This is a genomic window from Polaribacter sp. (genome assembly GCF_965656025.1).
Lineage (GTDB): Bacteria > Bacteroidota > Bacteroidia > Flavobacteriales > Flavobacteriaceae > Polaribacter.
Map to the genome: position 1 here is coordinate 1 of NZ_CBFHJT010000050.1, position 2,894 is coordinate 2,894.

The 2,894-nt window shown below is 28.9% G+C and carries 4 protein-coding genes; all 4 read left to right on the forward strand.

Annotated features, from left to right (window positions below; all coding sequences use genetic code 11):
• On the forward strand, window positions 1–666 hold a 666-nt coding region (locus tag ACTG3S_RS10065; RefSeq protein WP_439129229.1), incomplete at its 5' end, for a diphosphomevalonate/mevalonate 3,5-bisphosphate decarboxylase family protein.
• A 23-nt stretch (window positions 667–689) separates the two neighbouring features.
• Complete coding sequence (locus tag ACTG3S_RS10070) at window positions 690–1,094, forward strand: toxin-antitoxin system YwqK family antitoxin (protein ID WP_439129230.1); 405 nt, start codon at window positions 690–692, stop codon at window positions 1,092–1,094.
• Window positions 1,095–1,155: 61 nt separating this feature from the next.
• Window positions 1,156–2,082: a mevalonate kinase family protein gene (locus tag ACTG3S_RS10075; RefSeq protein ID WP_439129231.1), complete on the forward strand. Its 927-nt coding sequence runs from the start codon at window positions 1,156–1,158 to the stop codon at window positions 2,080–2,082.
• 8 nt (window positions 2,083–2,090) lie between these two features.
• Window positions 2,091–2,894, forward strand: an 804-nt coding sequence (locus tag ACTG3S_RS10080) for a geranylgeranylglycerol-phosphate geranylgeranyltransferase (RefSeq protein ID WP_439129232.1), incomplete at its 3' end; no start/stop codon positions are given.

Consider the following 2,894-nt stretch of genomic DNA (forward strand, 5'->3'; position numbering starts at 1 on the left):
TTAGAAAGTAAATTACATAAGGGTTTGTCTGAAGAGTTTATCAATAAAAAAGCGTCTTTTTTAGCAAGATTAGGGTCTGGTAGCGCAAGTAGAAGTATAGAGGGGCCTTTAGTTGTTTGGGGAGATCACCCAGAGATCGAAGGAAGTTCTGATTTATTTGGGGTAAAATTTCCTCACAAGGTGCATTCGGTTTTCCAAGATTATCAAGATACAATTTTATTGGTAGATAAAGGTGAAAAACAAGTTTCTAGTACTTTAGGTCATAATTTAATGCAAAATCATCCTTTTGCAGAAAATCGATTTACACAAGCCAATGAAAATTTAGGTAAATTATATAAAATCTTGCAAAATGGAGACATTAAGGAATTTGTAAGTTTAGTAGAAAGTGAAGCATTAACACTTCATGCAATGATGTTAACTAGTAACCCCTACTTTATTTTGATGAAACCAAACACCTTAGAAATCATCAATAAAATATGGGAATATCGACAAAAAAATAACAGCCATATTTGTTTTACATTAGATGCAGGTGCCAATGTACACGTATTGTACCCGTTTTCTGAAAAAGAAAGTGTTAATCAATTTATACATAGTGAGTTATCTGTGTATTGTCAGAAAAAACAGTATATTTACGATCATGTTGGGTTAGGTGCAAAACAAGTTTAAAACCCAACAATTAATATTTTTTTATGAAGTATATAGTGGCAATCGGTTTTTTTATTTGTGCTTTTTATAGCGCTAAAACGATTGCACAAGAAAATATATATTTTGATGCTAATTGGAATATCACTACAAAACAAAAAGCAGTTTATTATAGACCCTTAACTAAATCTACACAAGAAAAAAAATGGGTAATAGATTATTATATAACTGGTAAAAAAGTAAAGGAAGTTTTTTATGTGAATGGAAAACCAGATGGTAAATTTTCGGAATATTACAGTTCTGGTGATTTAAAAACTACGGGTAAATACAAAGAAGGCCTGAAAGATGGTATGTGGAAAACGTACTATAAAAACGGAAAAATAAAACAAAAAGGAAGGTTTAAAAAAGGCGAAAAAGTAGGTGTTTGGAAAACCTACTACAAAAACAACTAAATTTATTTAAGTTTCCATTAAGATTATAATTTGTATTTTTGTAATACTATTTAAAGAAAAAATGAAAGGACCATTATTTTATGCTAAAATTCTTCTTTTTGGAGAATATGGAATTATAAAAGATTCTAAAGGTTTAGCAATTCCATTTAACGCATACAGAGGTGCTTTAAAAACATCTACTAAACTTACTGGTAAAGTTAAAATTTCTAACGAAAGTTTACAGCGTTTTTATACTTATTTGGCAACATTAGAAACCGATTTAGTTTCCTTTAATCTAAAGGATTTTAAAAGAGATATTGATGAAGGTATGTATTTCGATTCTTCTATTCCGCAAGGTTATGGTGTAGGAAGTTCTGGTGCTTTAGTAGCTTCTATTTATGATAAATATGCAACTGATAAAATTACGGTTTTAGAAAATTTAACAAGAGATAAATTGCTGAATTTAAAAAAGGTTTTTTCCTTAATGGAATCATTTTTTCATGGCAATAGTTCTGGTTTAGATCCTTTAAATAGTTATTTAAGTTTACCAATTTTAATTAATTCTAAAGAAAATATAGAGCCTGCAGGAATTCCATCACAAAAAGAAGGTAAAGGCGCAGTATTTTTATTAGATTCAGAACAAATAGGAGAAACTGCACCTATGGTAAACATCTTTATGAATAAGATGAAAAACGAAGGTTTTAGAAAAATGATTAGCGAAGAATTTGCGACGACTACAGATGCTTGTATAGACGATTTTTTACATGGAAATGTAAAATCTTTATTTGGCAACGTAAAATCTTTATCTAAAATAGTTTTAAAGAACTTTAAACCAATGATACCAACTGCTTTTCATAAAGTTTGGGAAAATGGAATTACAACCAACGATTACTACTTAAAACTTTGTGGTTCTGGTGGTGGAGGTTATATTTTAGGTTTTACTGAAGATTATGCAAAAGCACAAAAAAGTTTAAAAGATTATAAGCTAGAATTAGTTTATAGATTTTAAATTATTTTATGGGCTCTTTAAAACTAAAGCAATTAACACTTAAATTTTTTAGTTTATTTTCTGCTGTAAGGGGTTACAATATTTTGGTATTAGTAGCAGCACAATACTTAGCCGCAATTTTTATTTTTTCGCCAACTAAATCTTTAAGAGATGTAGTTTTTGATGCGCATTTACTTTTTTTAGTATTAGCCTGCGTTTTTGTAATTGCAGGTGGCTATATTATTAATAATTTTTACGATGTTAAAGTAGATAAAATAAACAGGCCTGTAAAAACGGGGTTAGACAATTATGTAAAACAAGAAACCAAATTAAAGCTTTATTTTTTACTAAATTTTATTGGTTTCTGTTTTGGTATTTTAATTTCGTGGAGGGCAGCCTTGTTTTTTGCGGTCTATATTTTTGCCATTTGGTTTTATTCTCACAAACTAAAAAAGTATCCTTTAATTGGTGTAATTTCTGCTACAATTTTAACAGTATTGCCTTTTTTTGCAGTTTTTGTCTATTTTGGTAATTTTTCTAAAATAATTTTTGTGCATGCAAGTTTTTTATTTTTGGTCATTATGGTACGTGAGTTTATTAAAGATTTACAAAATATAAAAGGCGCCATCGCCAATAATTACAGAACATTCCCTGTAGTTTATGGCGAAAAAAAAACCAAGCAACTTTCTATTTTGTTACTTGTATTCACTGTTTTTCCGATAGCAATTTTGTTTAGCTATCCAGGTTTAAGCTACATGAGGTATTATTTTTATTTTGCATTATTTATATTGATTTTTGTAGGCTTTTATTTATGGAAATCAGTCTCTAGAAAC